Source organism: uncultured Rhodococcus sp. (genome assembly GCF_963525155.1).
GTDB classification, from domain to species: domain Bacteria; phylum Actinomycetota; class Actinomycetes; order Mycobacteriales; family Mycobacteriaceae; genus Rhodococcus_F; species Rhodococcus_F qingshengii.
Genome location: NZ_CAURKP010000098.1, coordinates 1 through 19,717 on the forward strand (window position 1 = coordinate 1; position 19,717 = coordinate 19,717).

Sequence of the window (19,717 nt, forward strand, 5' to 3'; positions counted from 1 at the left end):
CCCGCGAGGATGCGGAGCAGTGTGGTCTTACCTGCACCGTTGAGTCCGAGGATAACCACACGAGACCCACGATCGATCGCGAGATCGACACCGGTGAAGATCTCGAGCGAGCCGTACACCTTGGTGAGGTTCTTGCCCATCAGCGGAGTCTTGCCACAAGCGGCGGGTTCGGGGAAACGAATCCGCGCAACCTTGTCCGAGACACGTTCGGCATCGAGGTTCGCCATCAATTTGTCGGCTCGCTTGGCCATGTTCTGAGCCGCGACGGCCTTGGTTGCCTTTGCGCCCATCTTGGCGGCCTGAATCCGCAGCGCACCGGCCTTCTTCTCGGCGTTGGCGCGCTCGCGGCGACGACGCTGCTCGTCCGTGGCACGAGCGTCGAGGTACTTCTTCCAGTTCATGTTGTAGACGTCGGCCTCACCGCGGACGGCGTCGAGGAACCACACGCGGTTGACGACGTCGTTGAGCAGGTCGACGTCGTGGCTGATGACCACCAGTCCACCCTCGTGGTTCTGGAGGAAGCCACGCAGCCAGGTGATGGAGTCGGCGTCGAGGTGGTTGGTGGGCTCGTCGAGCAGCAGAGTCGTGTCCGAGCGGGCACCGCTGCCGTCGGAGGCGGCGAAGAGGATGCGCGCCAATTCGACGCGACGACGCTGACCGCCGGAAAGCGTGCTGAGCGGCTGCCCGAGAATGCGGTCTTCGAGACCGAGGCTGCTGGTGATGCGTGCGGCTTCACTCTCGGCTTCGTATCCGCCGAGGGCCGAGAACCGATCCTCGAGCTGGCCGTACTTCTTGACCGCGCGGTCCTGCGATTCCTGATCGAGCACCTCGCCCATCAGAATCTGCTGCTTCTCCATCTCGCGGAGCATCGTGTCGAGGCCACGTGCGGAGAGAACCCGGTCCTTGGCGAGGACGCTCAGGTCGCCCTCTTTGGGGTCCTGCGGGAGGTATCCGAGTTCACCGGTACGTACGACGCTTCCCGCATATGCCTCACCTTCGCCGGCGAGGATGCGCAGTGTGGTCGTCTTTCCGGCTCCGTTACGTCCGACGAGTCCGATCCGGTCGCCCGGCTGGATGCGCAACGAAGGCCCGGGAGCCGTGAGAAGGGTGCGGACACCGGCACGAACTTCGAGGTCAGTGGCGGTAATCAAGCAAACTCCTCAGGAAAAACGACGAATACGGGTAAACAATGCCTGACTACAGACACAAGAACTATCGATTTTACCGTGACCTGACGGTCGTTCCGACCAGCAGCGTGTGAGTCCGCTAACGTTCGGGACATGACTAGCGAAAACAGCACTCGTCCTCGCGACCTCGAAGGCCGTGCCGCCATCGTCACCGGCGCAAGTCGCGGAATCGGCAAAGCTGTCGCCGCCGAACTCCTCGCTCGCGGTGCCGACGTCTTGATCACAGCCCGCAAGCCGGAGCCTCTCGAGGCCGCCGCATCCGAGCTGTCCGCTCTGGGGCACGGCGGAAAGGTCGTCGCATTCGCGGGCAACGCAGCCGATGCCGAAGCCCGCTCCGGTGCCGTCGACCGCGCCGTGTCCGAATTCGGTTCACTCGACATTCTGGTCAACAACACCGGAATCAACCCCGTCTTCGGTTCGCTCATGGAAGCGGACCTCGACGCCGTGCGCAAGATCTTCGACGTGAACGTGGTTGCCGCCCTCGGTTACGTCCAACAAGCACATCGGGCATGGATGGGCGAACACGGTGGAGCCGTCGTGAACCTGGCAAGTGTGGCCGGGATCCGGTCGACGGGCGTCATCGCGGCGTACGGCGCGTCGAAGGCTGCGCTCATCCGCCTGACGGAAGAACTGGCCTGGCAACTGGGACCGAAGATTCGTGTCAACGCCGTAGCTCCCGGGATCGTCAAGACGCAGTTCGCGGCAGCCCTGGTCGCTGCCGGCGAGGACAAGGCGTCGGCGGGCTACCCGATGAAGCGGCTCGGCACCCCCGAGGACGTTGCCGGCTTGGTCGGCTTCCTCGTCTCCGACGCGGCGGCGTGGATCACGGGCGAAACGGTCCGGGTCGACGGCGGTCTGCTCGCAACGGGATCGATGTAGTGCGCCGGTCGTGAGCACAGACAACTCTTCCGCCGACGTGGTGATCGTCGGTGGCGGCCCGGCCGGGCGGGCACTCGCCACCCGCTGTATCGCCCGGCAACTCACCGTCGTCGTTGTCGATCCGCATCCCCATCGGGTGTGGACGCCGACCTATTCGGCGTGGGCTGACGAGCTGCCGTCGTGGCTGCCGGTCGATGTGATCGCAAGCCGGATCGAACGCCCGAGCGTGTGGACCCGCAGACAGAAAACGCTTGATCGCACATATTGCATATTGAATACATCTTTACTGCAATCATTTCTCTCGGGCACATCCGTACAGTTCAGAGCCTTGCGTGCTCAAACACTGTCACCTACCGCCGTCCTGTGCGTGGACGGATCGCAGCTGACAGGTTCCGTCGTCATCGACGCCCGGGGTACCGAACTGACGGTGACAACCGCCCAGCAGACCGCCTTCGGAGTGATCGTCGACCGCGCTCTGGCCGATCCGATTCTGGGTGGTGGCGAAGCCTGGTTCATGGACTGGCGAACAGACAACGGCGCCTCCGCCGCCGACACTCCGTCGTTTCTCTATGCGGTCCCACTCGATGACGAGCGAGTTCTCCTCGAGGAGACCTGCCTCGTCGGCCGGCCGGCGTTGGGGCTCCGCGAACTCGAAGCGCGTCTGCGCACCCGGCTTCACAATCGGGGCTGCGAAGTCCCCGACGACGCACCGGTCGAGCGAGTCCGTTTTGCAGTCGAAGGCCCGAAGGAGTCGTTCCCCGACGGTGTCCTCCGGTTCGGCGGGCGAGGCGGTCTGATGCATCCGGCAACCGGATACAGCGTTGCCTCGTCACTCGCCGAGGCAGACGCTGTCGCCAAAGCAATCGCCGACGGTGGAGATCCCAACGCGGCGCTCTGGCCGCGGTCGGCCAAGGCGGTGTCTGCCCTTCGCCGCGTTGGCCTGAACGCACTTCTCACCCTCGGCTCGAGAGAGGTCGCGACATTCTTCGACACGTTCTTCGATCTACCGGTCGAGGCTCAGCGGTCCTACCTGTCCGATCGGCGGGACGCGTCCGCGACGGCGAAGGTGATGGCAACCCTGTTCCGATCGTCACCGTGGCACGTCCGAAAGACGTTGATGCGCGCGCCGTTTCTGAGGTGAGCACTCCGGACCGACTACTGCGCTCCCATCGAGCCGGCGATCATCGGCCAGGAATTGTGTAGGTCGTCCTGCCAGTAGCCCCACGAGTGGGTTCCGGTCGGCTTGAAGTCGAAGGTCGCGGGGATGCCCAGTGCGTTCAGTCGGTCCGCCAAGCCGTGCGTGCACCCGTTGACCGCGGATTCGATGATGCCGCCGACGACGATCTGATTCAGGAGCGCTCCGGGATTTCCGTTCACATCGGGTGCCTGAAGGTTGTCGTGCGGACCTGGCAGCCCGGATCCGGTGGAAACGTACAGTGCGGTCCCCCGCAACTTCTCCGCGTTCACAACCGGATCGTTCTCGCGCCATCCCGGACCGTCGAACGGTCCCCACATGTTTGTCGGATCAGCGCCACCCCGCGCGCCGACCACCAACCGCACATAGTCCTGACCCGGCTGGGTGGAAGTCTCCGCGCACCCGCTGTAGGCCCCGACACTCCGGTAGAGCCCTGGTGCCGAGATCGCGAGATTGAGTACCGACGTCGCCGTCATCGAAATCGCCGCGATGGAGTTGACCCCGTTGGTACCGAACTGCGCATCGATGACGGGCGGCAGTTCGCGAGTGAGGAACGTCTGCCACTTGTTGCGCCCGAGTACGGGATCGTCTTTCTGCCAGTCGGTGTAGTAGCTGAACGCTCCTTCCAGCGGCGTCACGACGTTGACGTTCTTGTCGGCGAAGAAGTCCAGGACATCGGTCCGTCCTTCCCACGTTGCACTGTCCTCGCCACCACCGGCGCCGTTGAGCAGATACAACGTGGGCCGTGGGGCGCTCGTGTCGGCGGGGAGGATCACCTCGAGTGGAATGTCGCGGCCCATCGCATCGGAGTGGACGCTGATGGTTACGGTGCGTGCCGGATCTGCGTTCGCGGGCAAAGGCGCAAACAGCAGTGGAACCAGTGAAATCGCCAGCGCCGCGGTGACGCGTCGACGGTAGGTTCGGATTCTCATCGGAGCGTCCCCCCCAGGTGTGCGAGTCGGGTTCTCGAAGCGGATACCCGCTCGATACGCCCCGAACCGACCCATCCACACGCAACGGTTCGGGATCAACCGTGATCGTTTGCCTCGCGCAAACGGCCGGCGGCGACCATCATGGGAGGCATGCGCTCGATTTGGAAAGGCTCGATAGCCTTCGGTCTGGTCAACGTCCCGGTCAAGGTGTACTCGGCGACCGAGGACCACGACATCCGATTTCACCAGGTCCATGCAAAAGACGGTGGCCGCATCAAGTACAACCGTGTGTGTTCCGAGTGCGGAAACACGGTTCAGTTCGCGGACATCGACAAGGCGTACGACTCGGAAGACGGATCGCGCGTCATCTTGAGCGACGAGGACTTCAACAAACTCCCGGCTGCGGAGAAGCACGAGATTCCGGTGCTGGAATTCGTGCCGAACGATCAGATCGATCCGATCTTGTTCGAGAAGAGTTACTTCCTCGAACCCGATTCGGCGTCGCCGAAGGCGTACGTCCTGCTTTCGACTGTGCTCACCGAGAGTGATCGAACGGCACTGGTGCATTTCACGCTGCGACAGAAGACGCGCCTGGCCGCGATGCGCGCTCGCGACGGTGTTCTGGTGATCCAGACCTTGCTGTGGCCCGACGAAGTTCGTGCAGCAGAGTTCCCTTCCCTCGACGACGCGGAGAAGCCGAAGGCCAAGGACCTGAAGATGGCGCAGACGCTCGTCGAGAGCATGGCGGGCGATTTCGATCCGACCGAGTTCACCGACGACTACCAGCTCCAACTGCGGCAGTTGCTCGACGAGATGATCGAGAACGGCGGCAAGAAGGTCATCCCCGCCGCCGAGGTCGACCAAGAGGGCACCGATGCGGAGGTGGTCGACCTGGTTGCCGCACTGCAGCGCAGTGTGGACGAAGCGAAGTCGAACGCCTCCAAGGCCGGCTCGTCGAAGTCGACCACACCGAGGAAGAAACGAGCCTGAGTCAGCCGCGCACGTCTTGGACCTCGATCAGAGCGTCCAACTCAGCGTCGACGTCCGGGGCCGCGTGACGACCCGTTCCGACCGCAAGGTTGATCACGGGTCCGATCGCCTCCAGACCTGCCTCGGTGAACATTTCGGCGTGTGACGTGGGCACCGGACGGTCGATGATCACCCCGGAGACGAACGGTCGCCACGCCGACGCGGTTCGCAGCGGGTCGAAGGTGTCGGCGTGTGCCGAGAAGAACAGCAGATCGCCCACGAACTTGCCCGGGCGGTATCGGTGAGCCAGTTCGGCGCCGGCGGAGTATTCCTCGAACAGTCGCTCGATCCGATCGCTCGAGACCAAAGGGTGATCGCCGATGGCTTCGCGCAAGAGTGCTTCGGCGTCCTCGGGTGTCAGATCACGCACGCCGGTGTCCGGGACCGAGATCCCCAACCCGCCGATCAGTTCGGCGAGAGAAGGCTGCGCGCCTGCCATCGTCGGGTCTTCGAGAACGAAGCTGTCGAGCAGAATCAGGTCGGCGACGCTCTCACCCGCGGCTTGCAACTGCACCGCCGCCGCGTGAGCGATCAATCCGCCGATCGACCACCCCAGCAGGTGATACGGACCGTGCGGCTGAACTCCGCGAATTTCCTCGACGTACCGCGCCGCGAAGTCCTCGATCAGCTCCGCCCGAAATTCGGAGTCCGTCAGGACCGGCGACTGCAGGCCGTAGAGCGGCCGGCTGGAGTCGACGTAGCGATCGAGCGCTCCGTAGCACCAGGCCAATCCGATGGCCGGATGGATGCAGAACAGTGGCTCGGCGCGGCCTTCCGGACGTAGTGGCAGGACTACCGCAAGTGCGGAGGTATCCGCGTCACTTGTCACAACTGTTGCCTCGAGTTCGAAGAGTCTGCGCGCCAATGCCTCCGGAGTCGGGTCGGAGAATATCCACGCGACGGGGACGGTCATGCTGGTGCGTTCTTTGATGGCAGCGACCAAACGCGTTGCCATGAGTGAGTTGCCGCCGAGTTCGAAGAAACTCGAATCGGCGTACGTGTCTACGTCGGCCAGATCGAGTACCTCTGCGAAAGCAGCGCAGATCGCGATCTCGTCGCTGCCTTCCGGACTGCGTCCACTCGGCGACTCCCAGTTGGGAGCAGGCAGAGCGCTGCGATCGAGCTTGCCCGCCGGTGTGGTCGGGACTGCGCCGATCACGACAACAGCGGACGGGATCATGTGCGCAGGCAGCGATATACCTGCGTGACGGCGTAGCGCGGCGGCGTCGAAGTCCGCATGTGCCGGGACGACGTACGCGACGATCCGAGCGTCGATGCCCTCCCCGACGACGACGCTGACAGCCGAATGCACGGAGGCTTCCGCTGCCAGCACCGCGTCGATTTCTCCGAGTTCGATTCGGAACCCTCGGATCTTGACCTGGTGGTCTGCGCGTCCGAGGTAGATCAGTGCCCCTGAGCGATCTTCGCGCACAAGATCCCCGGTGCGGTACATCCGAGCGCCTTCGGGTCCATGCGGGTCGGCGACGAAGCGCGCGGCTGTGAGTGCGGGGTTGCCGAGGTACCCGCGGGCGAGACCGTCGCCGCTGACGTAGAGCTCACCGACGACCTGGCCGGGAACCGAGTGCAGTCGGGAATCGAGAATCATCGCGTCCACGCCGCGGATCGGGCCGCCGATCGTCACGGGCTCCCCCGCGACCAGCGAATCACTGATGGTGACGGCGACGGTGGCCTCGGTCGGGCCGTACGCGTTGAACATTCGGCGCCCCGGTGCCCACCGAGATACGAGGTCGGCGGAACAGGCGTCGCCGCCGACGACGACGGCTTCGAGATGGTCGAGCCCGGCGGGATCGACAGTCGCCAAGGCGGCTGGAGTCACGAAAGCATGGGTGATCGTCTGCTCGTCGAGCAGTTCGTGCAATTCGACACCGCCGAGAACTGTCGGAGGCGCTATCACCATCGTTGCGCCGGCGCCGAAAGCCAGAAGGAGCTCGAGAACCGACGCGTCGAAGCTCGTCGAGGCGAAGCTCAGAGCGCGAGAGTGCGCGGTGACGCCGAAACGCTCCCGCTGTTCGTCGGCAAACGCTGCCAGTCCCGCATGAGTGACCAACACGCCCTTGGGTTTTCCTGTCGAGCCCGAGGTGTAGATCAAGTAGGCCGGGTTGTCGAACTCGAGTGGCGCGTCCGGCAGTGTCTCGGAATGGACTGCCTCGATTTCGGTGGTGAATTCGATCGCATCCAACTCGATCCACGATGTGACGCCCGGAAGGTCGGCCGCATACTCGCCCCTGGTGATACCGAGTACCGCTCCACTGTCGGTGAGCATGTGCTCGATCCGCTCGGCGGGGTACGCCGGATCCACGGGAAGAAACACTCCGCCGGCTTTCGCTACGGCCCAGAGCGCGATCACATAGTCGGCCGACCTCGGAAGCGCCAGTGCCACAATCATTTCCGGCGCTATTCCGCGAGCGATCAACGCAAACGCCATAGCGTCGGAGCGTCGGTCGAGTTCGCCGTACGTGAGCGTGACGGAAGCGGCGACGTCGACGATTGCCGGAGCGTGCGGATCGGCAGCGCCGCGAAGCAGCAACTCCGGCAAGGTCAAAGCATCGCCGGCCGGACGTCCGGGCAACGCACGCAGGCGACGTCCCGCAAGATCCACGTCACCGACGACGGCGGAGGGCTGGGCAGTCAGTGTCTCGACGATCGTTTCCAGCATCACTGCAAACGACTCCGCCGTATCGGTGTCGAAGAGATCCTTCGCGTAGGTGAGGGAGGCCTCGTAGCCGCCGCCTTCCTCCGTGGTCTGTTCGACAACGGTGAACTGCAGGTCGTACTTGGCGATGTCCGGTGTGATCTCGTGGGCACGAACGGCAAGTCCAGGCAGGTCCCACGTCGTCGGGTGGGCGCCGTGGAACGAGATCATCGTCTGGAACACCGGATGACGGTCGGTGCTCCGGGTCGGCGCCACCACGTCCACGACCTGCTCGAACGGAATGTCCGCGTGGGCGAAGGCGTCGAGATCGACGGAGCGGACAGTACGCAGAACGTCGACGAACGTCGACCCGGGGTCGACCGTCGTGCGCAGTCCCACCGTGCCCACGAACATTCCCACGAGGTCGTCGAGAACTCGGTGTCCTCGCCCGGCGACCGGAGATCCGATCACGATGTCCGTGCTTCGACTCAGCCTGGACAGCAGGACGGCATAGGCAGCGTGCAGCACCATGAACGGCGTCGCCGCATTGGCTCCGGCAACCGCCTCGACCGCGATCCGGGTGTGCGCCGGAAGCGAGACCGCGGTGTGGGCACCGCTCAACGACTGGGTGAGCGGACGCGCTCGATCGCTCGGAAGGTCGATCAATTCAGGTGCGCCCCGCAACGTCTCCCGCCAGTACGACGCCTGTGCCCCGAGCACGCTCTCGGATTCGTTCACCGAGCCCAGCGCTTCCCGCTGCCAGATGGCGAAGTCCGCGTAGTGCACTTCGAGCGGGGTGAACTCGGGAGCGTGTCCCGAACTTCTCGCGACGTAGGCGGTGAGCACGTCCTTCATCAACGGCGCGATCGACCATCCGTCCGCCGCGATGTGGTGGATCACGATGACAAGTGTGTGGTGCTGCGGCGTCGATTCGAGCAGGAGCGCGCGAACGGGAGCTTGGGTCGTGATGTCGAATCCACGCGACGCGAATTCTCTGGCGAGCTCTGCCGGTTCACGGGTGTCCGCATTTCCGTACTCGAGCGAGGTGAATGCATCCTGGATCACCTGGTGTGGACCGGAGTCGGAGTCGGGGAACACCGTGCGCAGGATTTCGTGCCTTTCGATCACGTCGAGGACCGCAGCTTCGAGGGCCGGCACGTCGAGTGCACCGTCGAGGGAGATCGCAGCAGGGACGTTGTACGCGGGTGAGCCGGGATCCATCTGGTTGAGGAACCAGATGCGTGCTTGCGCGTAGGACAGCGGAATTCGCTCGGGGCGGTCTACGGCGGTGATCGGTGGAAGCGCCTTCGCCCCGGCGGATGTGTCGAGCGCGGTGGCAAGTTCCCGAATTTCGGGGTGCTCGAACAGCATTCGGACAGGCACCTGCCTGCCCAACGACTCGCCGAGTCGCTGGGCCAGTCTGGTGGCGAGCAGTGAGTTGCCACCGAGTTCGAAGAAACTGTCCGACGCACTGATCTGTTCGATACCCAGCAGTTCCGCCACGACGCCGGCAACCTGGAGTTCGGTCGCGGTCGTCAGCGGCTCGACACTTCGCTCGGACGAACGCAGTGTCGGCGCCGGCAATGCCGATCGGTCGAGCTTCCCGACGGGGGTCAGCGGTACGTGATCGATCGGGGTGATCGCCGACGGCACCATGAAGGCGGGCAGTGAGCGGCGCGCATGGTTCAGCAACTCGTCCATCTCGACCGCATCGGCACCGAGCACTACGTACGACGCCAACATCGTCTCACCGGAAGCTGCGTCGACGCCCACGGTGACCGCGAACTCGACGCCGGGGTAAGTGCTGAGGACGGAGTCGATCTCGCCCAGTTCGATGCGGAATCCGCGCACTTTCACCTGGTGATCGGAGCGTCCGACGTATTCGATCGTCTCGAGCGGCGTCCACCGAACCAAGTCACCGGTCCGGTACATGCGGGTGCCGGCCGGGCCGAACGGCGCTGCCACGAATCGCGTCGCCGTCAAGGCGGGTTGGTCGAGGTAGCCGCGGGCAAGTCCCAGGCCGGCGATGTAGAGCTCACCGGTGACCCCGACGGGTACCGGCTGAGCCGAGCCGTCGAGAATTACCGCGGACACGCCGCGGACGGGCCCGCCGATGGTCACGGTCTCCCCCACGCTCAAGGCATCACTGATGCAGACCATGACGGTGGTTTCCGTCGGCCCGTAGCCGTTGAACAATCGGCGACCCGGTGCCCACTTACGGACCAGTTCGGGTGGGCATGCCTCGCCACCGACAACGATCGACTGCAAGGCGTCCAGCCCGGTGGGATCGACCGAGGCCAGCGCTGCCGGTGTGATGAACGCGTGGGTCACCTGGTGATCGGTGACCAATTCGGCTAGGTCCTGGCCGCCGTAAACGTCGGGAGAGGCGATCACCATCGTCGCGCCTTCACCGACTGCGAGCAGCAGTTCGAGGATGGATGCGTCGAAGCTCGGTGAGGAGAAGTGCAGCGTCCGCGACTGCGCCGAGATGCCGTAACGCGCCGTCTGCTCGGCCGCCAACGCGCTCAGGCCACGATGAGTGACGCTGACGCCCTTGGGCTTTCCCGTCGATCCGGAGGTGTAGATGATGTAGGCGAGGTTGTCGATTCGGATCGGCGCGGCCGGAACCGGCTGCCCGACACCGTCGCCGTGGATGTCGTCCATTGTCATCCACGGAACCGGGCGGGGCAGTGATTCGATCACCGCTTCCGTCGTCACTCCGCGAGTGGCTCCGGAGTCGGTGAGCATGTGCAGAATGCGATCGGCGGGGTATCGCGGATCGACCGGAACAAACGCGGCGCCGGTCAAGGAAATGCCCCACAAGGCGACGATCGAGTCGATCGAGCGCGGAATCGCGATCGCCACAATGTCTTCGGCACCGATCCCTTCCGTGGTCAGACGGCGGGCAAGCGCCGATGCACGGGCGAAGAGATCTCGGTAGAGCACGGTGGTGTCACCGGATCGAAGGGCCACCGAATCGCCTGAACGGGTGGCGGTCCGCGTCAATATTTCGGCCAAGGTGCGCGAACTGGTCCACGCCGGACCTCGTACCGGCATCAGCGACGCCCGCTCGAGGGTGCTGAGGAAATCTAGGTCGTCGATCGCGGCGTCCGGGTCTGCGGCGACGGCTCGGGCCACCGACTGCACACGTGCGGCGATCGTTTCCGCGGTGGCAATGTCGAAGAGCGCCTCGGCAAACCTGAGCGACCCGGTGATCTCGGTCTTCTCGGAATCGCCTGCCAGCAGGGTGAACTCGAGGTCGAACTTCGCGACGGACGGTTCGAGTGCTTGCGCTTCGAGATGCGCGTCGTGGACCGTGACCTGCGGCGAGACCACATTCTGGTGGTACGACAGCATGACCTGAAACAGGGGGTGTCGCGTAGTGGACCGGTCGAGATCGAGGGCGTCGACCAGCACCTCGAAGGGAAGCTCGGGGTGCGCGAAGGCGGCAAGGTCGCGTTCACGGACAACCTCGAGCAGGGAGGTGAACGACGCTCGGTGATCGACCGGCGTCCGAAGCGGTACCGAATTGACGAACATCCCGATCAGGGAATCCAGCTCGGGTCGCCCGCGGCCTGCCACCGGGGTGCCGACCACCACGTCTTCGGTTGCACCGAGACGCGCGAGAACAACCGCCAGGATCGCGTGTACGACCATGAACTGCGTCGAGCCACTGCGCCTCGCCAAGGCGGCGAGACGCTCCCCGGTCGCCGCGTCGATGACGATCGGCACCGATCCGACGGCGGTCGTGGAGACAGATCCGCGTGGGCGATCGACCGGTAGCAGTACCTCGTCCGGGGCACCAGCCATGGCAGTGGTCCAGAAGGTCAGTTCGCGGGCAACCAGAGACTCCTGGTCGCCGACCTGTCCGAGCGAGTCTTGCTGCCACACCGCGTAGTCGGCGTACTGCACGTCGAGCGGTGTGAAAACCGGGGCGTCTCCAACGACGCGTGCGGAGTACGCCGCGACGAAATCTGTCGCAAAGGGAGTCAGGGACCAGCCGTCGAAGGCGATGTGATGGATGACGACGACCAGTACGTGAGCGAAAGTGTCCTCGCGCACCAGCATGGCCCGAATCGGCAGATCCGAACCGAGATCGAACCCACGCGCCGCGAACTCCGTCGTCGCGGATTCGATACCTTCGGATCCGCGGTAGCGCTCGACGGAGAACTGCACGTCGGAAATTGCTCGGATGACCTGACTCGGGCCGTCGGCGCTGTCGACGTAGATCGTTCGAAGCACCTCATGGCGTGCAATGACGTCCGCAAGCGCCTCCTCGAGTGCATCGCCGTGGATGTCTCCGGTGATCCGGATCGCGAACGGAATGTTGTAGACCGCGGACTGCGGGTCGAAGCGATTGACGAACCACAGCCGCTGTTGCGCAGCGGAGAGCGGTAGTCGGTCCGGGCGAGCACCGGCGCTCAGGGCAGGTCGATCGTCTGATTCTTCGGCGCTCGCCGCCAGACGTGCAGCGAGCGCTTCGACGGTCGGTGCTTCGAAGATCGAGCGCACGTCCACGGTGAGTCCCGTCGCTGCGCTCAACCGCGCGGACACCTGCGTCGCGACGAGCGAGTTGCCCCCGAGATCGAAGAAGCTGTCTCCTGCTCGGACCTCGGGTACGTCGAGCAGTGAAGCGAACACGTCGGCAACGGTTCGTTCGAGTCCGGCCTCGGGTTCACGGCCCGTTCCGAGGATTTCGCGCGGTATCGGCGTCGGCAACGCTCTGCGATCGAGTTTGCCGACCGGAGTCAACGGAATGGCGTCGATCGGGGTGATCGACGACGGAATCATGTACCGCGGCAGCGTGTCGGCGAGTCCCACGAACAGCGACTCGATATCAGCGTCGCCGCTCAGCAACACGTACGACGCCAGAGTGGTACCCGCGGCGGATTCGACGGGAATCGTCGTGGCGAACTGGACGAGAGGGGAATCCATCAGAGCAGCGTCGATCTCGCCGAGTTCGATGCGGAACCCGCGGATCTTGAGCTGATGATCGCTGCGGCCCACGTAGCGAAGGGTCAGGTCCTTGGTCCAGCGGACCAGGTCACCGGTTCGGTACATCCGGGCACCGGGCGTCGAGTACGGATGCGCGACAAACCGATCCGACGTCAGCGCGGGACGAAGGTGGTAACCACGTGCAAGGCCCGGCCCACCGATGTACAGCTCGCCGACGCCGCCGATCGGGACCGGTTGCAGCCGAGAGTCGAGCACCACGGCGTCGATTCCGCGGATGGGACCGCCGATGGTGATCGGCTCCCCCGGTGAGAGTGGGTCACTGATGGCAACCATGACAGTGGTTTCGGTCGGACCGTATCCATTGTGCAGTCTGCGCCCGTTGCCCCAGCTCGAGACCAATTCCGGCGTGCACACGTCGCCGCCGACGACTACGCATTCCAGTGCCGTCACGCCCGCCGGATCGACGGTCGCCAGCGCAGCCGGAGTGATGAAGGCATGAGTGACCTCGTGGCTTCGGAGGAACTCGCTCAACGCCTCCCCTCCGTAGATGTCGGGAGGGGCGATCACCATCGTCGCGCCGGTCGAACCGGCGAGCAGTAGCTCGAGTACGGCGCCGTCGAAGCTCGGTGACGCAAAATGCAGAGTTCGCGACCCGGCGGTGATCCGGTACCGATCCTGTTGTTCGCGAGCAAGATTGGCCAAACCCGCGTGAGTGACGACGGTGCCCTTCGGCACTCCGGTCGAGCCGGACGTGTAGATGACGTACGCGGCCGACGCCGCAGTGGTCGACGCTGTTCTGTCAGCGTCGTCGATGGCAGCGTCGGAGTAGGCGGCACATTCTGCAACCGTGTCCGCGTCGCCGAGGTCGATCCAGACTGCGACGTTCCCACCGGCTGCCGGACCGGCCGCAACCTCGGCGGACCGAATTCCGATCCGCACACCCGAATCCGCGAGCATGTGCGCAACTCGATCTGCGGGATAACGGGGATCGACCGGGACGAAAACGCCACCGGCTTTGGTGACCGACCAGACTGCGAGCACGGAGTCGACCGATCGGGCGACGGCCAGTGCGACCGGTGTTTCGGGGCCGACTCCCAGGTCCATGAGGTATCGAGCGATCCGATTCGATCGACGCTCCAGCTCCCCGTACGAGAGTGAGCGCTCGGAGTCTTCGAGGGCGATCGCGTCGGGATACTTCCTCGCGGTGTCTCCGAGGATCTGCGCCAGCGTCGATTCGCCCACCGAAGCCACACCGCGTCGCGGCAACGTCGCGGCACTCTCCCGCGATCCGAGTACACGAAGGTCACCAACCGGTGCAGTCGGTTCCGACACTGCCGATTCCACGAGGGTTACGAAGTTTCGCGCCAAGGCTTCGACGGTCGCGTTGTCGAACAGGTCGGTGGAATAGGTGAACGTGGCATCGATTCCAGCTGCGGTCCCGGACTCGTGACGTTCGGTGACGGTGAGCTCGAGGTCGAACTTGGTCAGCCCCGTCTCGACTGCCCGCGCCGTCATCGACACCCCGGCCAGTTCGGCTGTGTGAGCGGTGGTTATCCGCGAGGTGATGGCAGCTTGAAAGACCGGATGGTGCGCAGGCGAGCGGTCCAGTTCGAGCGCGTCCACGACGACGTCGAAAGGCACGTCCGCATTGTCGAAGGCATCCACGTCGACGGCCCTGACCTGTGACAGGTATGCGGCGAACGTTGCGTCCCGATCGACGACGGTCCGCAGGGCAAGAGTGTTGACGAACATGCCGACGAGCAGATCGAGAGATCTGTCCCCTCGTCCGGCCACCGGTGTTCCGATGACGATGTCGTCCGTGCCGCTGTACCTGGCCAGAAGCAGGGCGAAGCACGCGTGCAGGGCGATGAACGGCGTGGCGTCGTGATCGGCGGCAAGTACAACGAGCTTCTGATGCGTGGAAGCGCCGATTCTGATGTCGACTCCGGCTCCGCGCATGGTCGGGTCGAGTGCGCGCGGACGGTCCGTCGGCAGGTGGAGCTGCTCGGGCGCTCCCGCCAGCTGCTGCTTCCAGAACGTGATCTGTGAGTGGGCAAGTGAATCGGTGGATGCCGTGTCCCCGAGGTGTTCTCGGTGCCAGAGCGTGTAGTCGGCGTACTGCACTGGAAGCGGTGCCCACTGCGGGCTGTTGCCGCCGACGCGGGCGGCGTAGGCGCCGGTGAGATCAGCAGCCAACGGGGCGAGTGACCAACCGTCGGCCACCATGTGGTGCAGAACCACTACGAGGACAGCTTCCTCGTCATCGCCTTCCTTCTCGGCGGCGACAGTGATCAGCAGGTAGCGCACCGGACGTTCGCGGACCAGATCGAAACCGGCCGAAGAGAATTCGAAGATCACTCTCTCGAGGCTTCCGCGTTCCACGTCGATCGACTCGAGCCCTGCGATCCCCTCGCCCAGGCCCAGAACCTTCTGCGTCGCGTTGTCCCCGATCTGAGGAAACACGGTGCGTAGTGACTCGTGACGTGTCACGACGTCCACGATCGCGGCACTGAGTGCGTCGGGATCGACGGCGCCGCGCAACGACACCGCCAGTGGAATGTTGTACGCACCTGATTCCGGTGCCACGCGGTTCAGGAACCACAGTCGCTGCTGCGCGGGAGCGAGAGGCAGTACAGCCGGCCGGGCCACGACCTGAATACCGTCGGCGTCCGGGGTCTGTGCCGCACGCTCGATCGTCGCCGCGATCCCGGACACCGTGGGATGGTCGAAGAGTGCACGCAGCGGCATTTTAACCCCGGTGGCTTCGGTCAAGCGCGCTACCGCCGTCGTCGCTACCAGCGAGTTTCCGCCCAGATGGAAGAAATTGTCGTCGAGTCCGAGCGGTCCACTACTCAGGATGTCAGCCAGAACCGCCGCAACCTTGCCCTCGGTCGGGGTCGTCGGGGGTCGGAAGACCTTGGTGGAGGCCAGGATAGGCGAAGGCAGCGCACGCCGGTCCAGTTTTCCGTTGGTGGTCAACGGAATCGAATCGAGGACCATGAAGGCATCGGGAACCATGTAGGTCGGGAGGGCTTCGGCGGCGTGAGCTCGGAGGGCTTCGGCGTCCACGACGTCGGAAGTGGTCACATAGGTCACGAGAGCGCCGCCCGCCGGCGTCGGAGCCACGACGGTCACGGCGTCGTCGATTCCCGGCGCGCTGAGGATGACGGAGTCGATTTCGCCGAGTTCGATCCGGAATCCGCGGATCTTGACCTGCGCGTCGCCGCGTCCGAGGTACTCGAGTTGTCCGGGCGCAATCCATCGTGCGCGGTCGCCGGACCGGTACAACCGTCGTCCGCCGGCATTGAAAGGATCGGCAACGAACCGGCCCGCGGTGAGGTCTGGACGGCCGAGATAGCCACGGGCGAGTTGACCGCCGGCGACATAGATCTCCCCCGCGATCCCCACCGGGACCGGGGAGAGATGCTCGTCGAGCAGGTACACACGAAGTCCGTCGATCGCGTCACCGATCCGGCTGCCGGTCAGCGCACTCGCGCTCGCCCGGTCGAGTTCGAGATGGGTGACGTGCACCGTCGTCTCGGTGATGCCGTACATGTTGACGAGTGCAGGCGCGGATTCCGTGTGACTTTCGTACCCCGGGTGATTGTCGTACCAGCGCCCGAGTCGACGCAGGTCCAAGGCTTCGCCACCGAAGATCACGTACCGGAGCCGGGTCTTCGAATCGGCTCGAAGGTCGGCTTCGATGTACTGGTAGAAGGCCGAGGGCGTCTGATTGAGCACGGTGACGCCTTCTGCGGCGACCAGCGCCCGGAAGGCGTCAGGGTCGCGTGATACCTCGTGATCGACCAGGACCAGCGTTCCGCCGTGGAGCAGCGCGCCCCACAGTTCCCACACTGAGAAGTCGAAGGCGAACGAGTGGAACATCGTCCACACGTCGTTGCCGTCGAATCCGAATTCGACGTGCGTGTTCTCGAACAATCGCACCACGGTGGCGTGGGTGACGGAGACGCCCTTGGGTCGTCCCGTCGACCCCGAGGTGTAGATCACGTACGCCAGATTGTCGGCTCCGTGTCCGCGCGGGCGCTCATCGGTTTCCAGACTCTCACCGGAGTACTCGTCGGACTCGACCCCGACGACCACCACGTCAGAGTTCGGGAAGGCGGAGTTCGGGAAAGTGGAGTTCGGGAAAGTGGAATCGGAGATGACGCACACCGGTTGCGAATCCTCGACCACATACGCCAAACGCTCGGCGGGGTGCGCACCATCGAGTGGGAGGTATCCGCCGCCGGCCTTCGCTACCGCGACAGCGGCAACGATCATGTCCACGGATTTCGGCAGCATGATTCCGACCAACGACTCGGATCGCACGCCATGATCGACGAGCTTGCGCGCCAACTGATTCGATCGTCGATCGAGTTCGCGGTACGACACGCGCTCGCTACCTGCGACAACGGCGATCGCTTCCGGGGTCGCCCGAATGCGGTCGGAAAGGATCTCGGAGAGCGTTCGGACCGGGGTAATCGGCAGAACGGGCGGCACCAGCGCCTGGCGCGCGTCCGGGCGCAGTAGATCCACTGAGCCGAGCGCCGAGTGCGGAGCACCGACCATCGCGGTCAAGATTCGTAGATAACGGTCGGCGAGGTCCTCGGCTTGCTCCTTCGTGCCGAGCCAATCCAGAACACCGGAGATCGGCTGATCGAAATCGGCATGCTCACCAGTCGGAATCGCCAGGGAGACAAACAGTTCCGGCACGGTGGCCAGATCCGATCCGATAGGCGCACCGACCATGAGCCCCGGAAATCTCGGGTGAGCATCCAGCGGCTCCTCGAAGCAGACCATCGCCCGGAACAACGGGCCCGTCTCCACCCAGCGGCCGTCACCGAGTGCGGCGGTCACCGAAGACAGAAGAATGTCTGCGTGTTCGAGAGCTTCGATTGCGACGGTGTCCACCGCACCGACCAGGTCGGTGAGCGTCATGGTGTTCGACACCGTCGAGCGAAGCACCAACTGGTTGGCGAACATCGAGACGAAATCGTCCGGATTGGAGGCGCCGTACCCTCGGACCGAGACGCCGATCGACACCTCGTCGGCCGAACCGACGCGGCGCAGCAGTCCGGCCATCGCAGACTGGAACAGCACGAACAGACTCGTGTTCATCGTCGTCGCCATCGTCTCGAGGCTCCGGCAGAGGCCTGCCTCGATCTCGAGGGGCGTGGACGTTCGACCGGATCCGGCGACGACCGGCAAACCCAGTTCCTCGGCGGGGTTCGACAAGGTCGCAGACCAGTACTCGACGTTGCGGGCGTGTTGAACTTCGGCGATCCATTTACCCGCGGCGTCGGGGTCGATATCCATCAATCGAGTTCCCGATTCCGCAGCGCAGAACAAGTCGAGGAACTCGAGGAAACGCCGGTGGTGACGCGAGATGTCCTCGTTGGTGTACAGGTCTGGATTCGCGGCGAAGTCGATCTGGATCTCTTCGGCTGCGGAAGTCTGATAGACGTTGACGGAGAGGTCTTCGATCGGCCCGGTCGAGATCACGTTCAGTTCGCCGTGCGCGTCCCCGAGAGTGATTCCGGAATGGAACAGCATGAGGTTGATCAACGGCCCGTGGAAGCCTCGTCCGTCGGCGATGCTGTGATCACCGGCGTTGAGGTCGCGTCGTAGGTCCTCGTGGCGGTACTTCTGATGACGCAGTGCGCCGGTGAGTTCGATCTTCACCTCGTGCAGCAAGTCCCCGACCGCGAAATGCGGATCGACGCTCGCACGTATCGGGACGACGTTCGACATCATTCCGCCGGACCGGCGAGCAGCTTTTGTCGTCCGCCCCGAGACCGGCAGGCTGAGGACCACGTCGCGGGTCCCGGTGGCCCGGGCGAGGTAAGCCGCCAGAGCACCGATCACCACTGACGACGTCGTCACATCGTGGGCGGCGGCCAGCCGTTCGAGGGAGCTCCGCAGTTCCGTAGGTACCGTCGCCGACCGTAGGCGAGACCATGCCTGCGACGGAGCAGTCGAGGACGCGAGCGAGGTTCCGCCCGGTTTGTCGGCCATCTTGGTGTTCCAGTAGTCGCGATCGCGCTCCCACCGCGTGGAGCCCAGATAGTCGGCCTCTGCCTTCACCAACGATTGGAGGGGGGCAGTTACCGCTGGGGGAACTGGTAGATCGCGCACCGCGGCGGTGTAGATCTCGGCTGTGCGGTTCATCATCGACATCGCGCCGAAACCGTCGAGCGCTACGTGATGAATACGGCTGTACCAGTAGTAATGGTCGTCGCGAAGCACCAGGACTGCCAGCCTGACCAGGCGATCGGTGAACGGATCGATGGCAGCAGTGTGCTCTCTGCGCATCCATTCCTGCGCTGCAGATTCCGGATCCGATTCGGCGCGAAGATCGACCACGTCGAGGGAGTCGTCCATGTCGAGATCGAGCCACTGACGCGCAACCCCGTCCACCTCGACCAGGCGCAGATATCCGGAGCCGATCTCACGACCGGTCTGTTTGCTGGCAGCGGTCAGCAGCTCGATGTCGAGTGGGCCGTCCACGTCCACGTACTGAGCGATGCTGACGGGAATCTCGGGTCGAAGCTGTTGTGCGACAAGCAGGGAAAGTTGCGCGGCAGAAAGAGGGAAGGTGAGTTCGTCGTCCGGACGAGCTGCGGAAACGATTCCTCGGTCGGGACTGCCATCCACACGAATCTCCCTCTTACAACTTGATCATGATGCAAACAGGTTTATGCGTCCGCTGGACGCTTCGAACTGATCGGGGCACTTCGAAAATGAGACGAATACTTTGGAAAGCTCGGGTGGAAACTGGCAAATCGCCCGCCGGAGATCACATCGTGACAATCAGCTGCGATGTTACCGATCAGTCAGCTTCCAGCAAATATTCATCAAACAACCATTTGGGACTATTGTCCTGAAT

The 19,717-nt window shown here is 64.2% G+C and carries 6 protein-coding genes; 3 read left to right on the forward strand and 3 right to left on the reverse strand.

The window, feature by feature from the left end; translation table 11 throughout:
* On the reverse strand, positions 1-1,151 hold a 1,151-nt coding region (locus RWT78_RS18695), incomplete at its 3' end, for an ABC-F family ATP-binding cassette domain-containing protein (protein ID WP_314677207.1).
* Between the two features lie 129 nt (positions 1,152-1,280).
* On the opposite strand from RWT78_RS18695, the gene RWT78_RS18700 reads away from it, so the two are divergent.
* A complete protein-coding gene (locus tag RWT78_RS18700) occupies positions 1,281-2,066 on the forward strand; it encodes an SDR family oxidoreductase (RefSeq protein ID WP_047270400.1) in 786 nt (261 codons plus the stop codon).
* A gap of 10 nt (positions 2,067-2,076) precedes the next feature.
* Positions 2,077-3,207: a lycopene cyclase family protein gene (locus RWT78_RS18705; protein WP_314677211.1), complete on the forward strand. Its 1,131-nt coding sequence runs from the start codon at positions 2,077-2,079 to the stop codon at positions 3,205-3,207.
* Between the two features lie 14 nt (positions 3,208-3,221).
* Here the strand turns inward: RWT78_RS18705 and RWT78_RS18710 are convergent, their stop codons facing one another.
* The gene (locus RWT78_RS18710) at positions 3,222-4,193 is read right to left on the reverse strand and encodes an alpha/beta hydrolase family protein (protein WP_042445627.1); all 972 of its coding nucleotides are present in this window, start codon (positions 4,191-4,193) and stop codon (positions 3,222-3,224) included.
* A gap of 141 nt (positions 4,194-4,334) precedes the next feature.
* On the opposite strand from RWT78_RS18710, the gene RWT78_RS18715 reads away from it, so the two are divergent.
* On the forward strand, positions 4,335-5,183 hold the full coding sequence (locus RWT78_RS18715; RefSeq protein WP_314677212.1) for a Ku protein: 849 nt from the start codon (positions 4,335-4,337) through the stop codon (positions 5,181-5,183).
* A gap of 1 nt (position 5,184) precedes the next feature.
* On the opposite strand, the gene RWT78_RS18720 is transcribed toward RWT78_RS18715, so the two are convergent.
* The gene (locus RWT78_RS18720; protein ID WP_314677214.1) at positions 5,185-19,485 is read right to left on the reverse strand and encodes a non-ribosomal peptide synthetase; all 14,301 of its coding nucleotides are present in this window, start codon (positions 19,483-19,485) and stop codon (positions 5,185-5,187) included.
* Positions 19,486-19,717 lie beyond the last annotated feature (232 nt).

What these genes read in the sequence shown, in the direction of transcription:
- RWT78_RS18700 (WP_047270400.1), top strand. Translation starts at nt 1,281, where the DNA reads ATGACTAGCGAAAACAGCACTCGTCCTCGCGACCTCGAAGGCCGTGCC.
- RWT78_RS18710 (WP_042445627.1), bottom strand. Translation starts at nt 4,193, where the DNA reads ATGAGAATCCGAACCTACCGTCGACGCGTCACCGCGGCGCTGGCGATT.
- RWT78_RS18715 (WP_314677212.1), top strand. Translation starts at nt 4,335, where the DNA reads ATGGGAGGCATGCGCTCGATTTGGAAAGGCTCGATAGCCTTCGGTCTG.